Origin of the sequence: Tissierella sp., assembly GCF_052089545.1 — a bacterium.
In the GTDB taxonomy this organism is placed as follows: domain Bacteria; phylum Bacillota; class Clostridia; order Tissierellales; family Tissierellaceae; genus Tissierella_A.
In genome coordinates, this window is the sequence record NZ_JBQDAA010000189.1 from 1 (window position 1) to 4,475 (window position 4,475).

At 27.8% G+C, this 4,475-nt stretch carries 5 protein-coding genes; 4 read left to right on the top strand and 1 reads right to left on the bottom strand.

The window, feature by feature from the left end:
* Nucleotides 1-688 (top strand): penicillin-binding transpeptidase domain-containing protein (locus ACTHW2_RS11140; RefSeq protein WP_442263994.1); only part of this gene is annotated, 688 nt, incomplete at its 5' end.
* A 37-nt stretch (nt 689-725) separates the two neighbouring features.
* Here the strand turns inward: ACTHW2_RS11140 and ACTHW2_RS11145 are convergent.
* Nucleotides 726-1,532, bottom strand: a complete 807-nt coding sequence (locus ACTHW2_RS11145; protein WP_442263995.1) for an NAD(+)/NADH kinase — start codon at nt 1,530-1,532, stop codon at nt 726-728.
* 91 nt (nt 1,533-1,623) lie between these two features.
* Between ACTHW2_RS11145 and ACTHW2_RS11150 the strand changes: the two genes are divergently transcribed.
* The 3 genes from ACTHW2_RS11150 to ACTHW2_RS11160 form a co-directional block, all read left to right on the top strand.
* Nucleotides 1,624-2,523, top strand: coding sequence for an RluA family pseudouridine synthase (locus ACTHW2_RS11150; RefSeq protein WP_442263996.1), 900 nt, complete (start codon nt 1,624-1,626; stop codon nt 2,521-2,523).
* A gap of 64 nt (nt 2,524-2,587) precedes the next feature.
* Nucleotides 2,588-2,857 (top strand): hypothetical protein, encoded by a 270-nt coding sequence (locus tag ACTHW2_RS11155; protein WP_442263997.1) that lies wholly within the window; start codon nt 2,588-2,590, stop codon nt 2,855-2,857.
* A 126-nt stretch (nt 2,858-2,983) separates the two neighbouring features.
* The coding region (locus tag ACTHW2_RS11160; RefSeq protein WP_442263998.1) for an ATP-dependent metallopeptidase FtsH/Yme1/Tma family protein at nt 2,984-4,475 on the top strand (1,492 nt) is incomplete at its 3' end.

Genomic DNA, 4,475 nt, shown 5'->3' on the forward strand with positions numbered 1-4,475 from the left:
ATTTAGAGATTATAAAGGGTATTCACATGGAAAAATTGATTTGAAAGGGGCTTTTAAGGATTCCTGCAATCCATATTTTGTAGAAAAATCTTTGATGCTTGGTATAGAAAAACTTGGTGGTGTATCAGAAAAATTTATGATAAATAGCGAGATTCCTTTTGATTTACCAGTTAAACAATCTAAGTTCAACTATACAAAGTCCATGAAGAAGACTGAAATTGCATCTTCAAGCATAGGTCAAGGTAAGGTGCTGGTTACTCCTCTGAATATGGGTATGATGGTTTCAGCCATCGCAAATAAGGGGGAAATAGTAAAACCTATTTTAGTTAAAGAAGTAATGGATAAGAGTGGGAAAGTAATAAAAGAAAATGAAAGTGAAATATTGTCAAATGTTACAACTGATTCGATAGCTAAGGAAATAAAAGAGATGATGAGGGAAGTTGTAATATCTGGTACTGGAAGAAATGCAAGTATAAGGAATGTAGAGGTATCTGGGAAAACTGGAACTGCTGAAAATGCGTCAGATAAGGCACATAGTTGGTTTGTAGGCTTTGCACCATATGATGAACCTAAACTGAGCGTAGTAGTAGTTTTGGAAGAAGAGGGCTTAACTGGTGGAGAGGCAGCTGCACCAATTGCAAGAGATTTACTTATATATGGATTAAATAATATCAATTTCAACAATTAATAAATATTTATATAAAGAACCTACTCGAGTAGGTTCTTTATATAAATTTATCTTTTAAATTATTCCAATATATATCTTTATCAAAAACTAGTTTATAGATTTTTCTCTTAGAGATTTTCAAATTAATATGTTTAATATTGTCATATTTAAATTCCATACCATCATTTAAGATAAGAGTAGAATTTGTATAATAATGTTCTGGTTTTATTTTTATTGTTAAATCTCCTGGTATAATTACACTTTTGATCAAAGATCTATAAGCTTTAGAATTTATTGGAGCTAAAGGAGTAATTTGTAGCGTTTTTAAAGATGGATAAACAATACTCCCACCAGCTGAGAGGTTGTGAGCTGTACTACCAACAGGAGTAGATATTATTAATCCATCACCGCTAAACTTTTCTAAATGATTGCCATCTATAAAAAGATCTAAATGAATTACTTTAGAGTGTGTACCTTTAATTACAACTTCATTTACAGCTGTTAAATAATATCGTTTTTTGCGAGTAAATATCTCTGCACTTACAAGGTATATTTCTTCTACAGTATATTCATTATTAATGTATTTTAATATAAAATTATCAATATTTACTGGAGCGATTTCTTGGAAAAAACCTAAATGACCTGTATTTATACCTATAAATGGTATAGATGTAAAGTTATTTCTATGTACAGCTCTTAAAAAAGCACCATCTCCACCTACACAAATGTTTAATTCAGCATTCTTATCATATTTTTCTGAAATGATAAAACCTCTTTGTGATAGTTTTTCTTTTAATTTCATTGAAGTTTTTATTGATTCTAAGTTTTTGTTGGATATAATGTTTATTTTTCTATTTATATTCAAAAGTTACTCTACCCCTTCTATAGTTCTATTAAAATAAATTTGATTACTTAATTACATTATATAATAAATAATAAAATATAGGGAGGAATTTATGAATCTTTTTAAAGAAAGTGAAAATATTGTAATATTTAATTGTAATAAAGAGACTAAAAACTTAGAAAAGTTTTTAAAAGATAAGAATATATCGTCCAGATTATTTAGGAAATTATATAAACATAAAAATATATTGGTAAATGGTAAACATAGAAAAAAAGATTTAAGTTTACATGAAGGTGATATAATTATTTTAGTTATGGAAGATGAGGAAAACAACATAGAAGCAGAAAAAATAAAATTGGATATAATATATGAAGATTTTGATTTACTTATATTAAATAAACCAGAAAATACAGTAGTACATTTAACAAAGTCACATCAAAATGGAACCTTATCAAATGGTATATCATATTATTTTAAAGAGAAAAATATTAAAAAAAAGGTTAGATTTGTTAATAGATTAGATATGAATACTACGGGGATACTTATAGTTGCAAAAAACCCATTTGCACATCAACAATTGGCACTTCAATTTGCAGCACAAACAGTAGTGAAAAAATATTTAGCTATAGTCGAAGGTGTAGTAAAGGAAAATGAAAAGATTATAGATTTACCTATAGGAAAAAAGATAGAGGGAAATATAAAAAAAACTATTGATAAAGATGGCCAAAAAGCTGTCACAAAATATATTGTTAAAGAGAGATTTAAAGACTCTACACTGCTTGAAGTACAAATATTTACAGGAAGGTCTCATCAGATAAGAGTACATTTGGAACACATAGGTCATCCTATAATAGGAGATATTCTTTATAATGAAAAAAGTATTAATATAGAAAGACAAGCTCTACATTCTTCCTATTTAAAGTTAAATCTTCCTAGAACAGAAGAAGCGATAGAATTTGTTGCAGAACTTCCTAGTGATATGAAAAGATTAATAAAAGCAATTAAAGATTAAAAGGAATATACAGACTAACCTCCTCATAGATTATATAGTAACATAGAGGAGGTATAAAAATATAATGAATGAAAAATCCAAAAAAAAGCTAGATAATTACCATATTGATAAAAGTGAATTTAAAAGAAATGAAATTGAAGCTAAAAACTATGAAAATAAATCTGAAGAAGAAATATATTTACAAGTAATACAAATAAATGAAGAGATAGAAAAAGAAATGAGTTATGAAGAATATGAAATTCTATTTCAAAAACTTAAAAGTATAAGAACTTTATTGAATGATGAACAAAATATTAAATTAGATTCTTTACTAAAAAAACTGAAAAAAAACTAAAAGAAAGATAGCATATGCTATCTTTTTTAGTTTAATATTCTAATACTACCATATAAAGGAGCTAGAAAAGTGCTAAATTAAGCGATATACTATTATTAATAATAGTAATGGTAAGGGGGTAGACAATTGAAAAATAGTAAAAAAAATATAATGATTTTTCTAGTTATACTTTTTCTTATTCCTACTATCGCTGGTGTTTATTTTATTTCAAGAAATAAAGATAGTATTAAAACTATATCATACACAACCTTTATAGATGAATTAGAAAAGAAAAATATAAAAGAAGTAATAATAGGAGAATCGGCTAATATAGAGTTGGTTTTTAAAAATGGAAGTAAGGCTTTTACAGATAATCCACGTTCAGAAGATTTTAAAAGAGAATTATTACTTAACGGTGCAAAAGTAACAGAAAAAGATACTACAAGAGCAGATAAGATAATTGCTGTTATTCTTGGATTTGGTCTAGTGTTCTTAATTATATATATAAGGAAAAATTATTCGAAAATGGCTGAAAAGGAAATGAATAATCTTTCCCAAATAGAAGAAGTTAACTATGATAGTGGTATAAAATTTAAGGATGTAGCGGGGAATGAAGAAGCAAAAGAAGCCTTGTACGAGATGGTGGATTTTATAAAAAATCCTGAAATATATGAAAAATATGGGGCTAAATTACCTAGAGGAGTACTTTTATATGGACCACCGGGAACTGGAAAAACTTTACTTGCAAAAGCATTAGCAGGTGAGGCGGAAGTACCAATATTTCCAGTATCAGGATCAGATTTTATACAGGTTTATTCAGGACTTGGAGCAAGTCGAATCAGGAAACTATTTAAGAAGGCTAAAGAAACAGAGAAATCTGTAATATTTATAGATGAGATAGATTCTTTAGGAAAGAAGAGAAAAGGGAATAATTTAAATTCAAATGAAGAAGGAGATAGAACCTTAAATGCACTTCTTGCTGAGATGTCTGGATTCAAAGAAAGCGAAGGTATAATAGTAATAGCTGCTACTAATAGGATAGATGTTCTAGATGAAGCACTTTTAAGACCAGGAAGATTTGATAGACAAATAGAAATTCAGTTACCAGATCTTATTGACAGGGAAAAAATTTTAAATTTACACGGAAAAAATAAACCTTTAGCTCCTGATGTAGATTTTAAAAGAGTCGCTTTAGAAACTATATATTTTAGTGGTTCTAAACTTGAAAGTCTTTTAAATGAATCAGCAATAATAGCTGCTAGGTCTAATTCTAAGGAAATCTCACAGTTAGATATAGATAAAGCATATTATAAAATTTTAGTGGGGGATGAAAAGAAAGATAAAAGCTTTATAAGTGTAGAAGATAAAAAAATAACAGCATATCATGAAGCTGGACATGCACTTGTTACTAAACTTATATGTCAAGAAAATAGAGTAACAAAGGTAAGTATTATTCCAAGTACAAAAGGAATAGGAGGCTTTAGCTTGAATATACCTAAAGATAGAATATATCAAACTAAAAAAGAAATTTTATCAAATATAATGGTAGCTTTAGCTGGTAGGGCTAGTGAAGAAATAGTTTTTGGAAAAGAAGATATAACAACGGGAGCAAGTTCAGATTTAGAAAAGGCTACTAATA

Coding starts and splice junctions, on each gene's coding strand:
- ACTHW2_RS11150 (WP_442263996.1), top strand. CDS start 1,624: ATGAATCTTTTTAAAGAAAGTGAAAATATTGTAATATTTAATTGTAAT.
- ACTHW2_RS11155 (WP_442263997.1), top strand. CDS start 2,588: ATGAATGAAAAATCCAAAAAAAAGCTAGATAATTACCATATTGATAAA.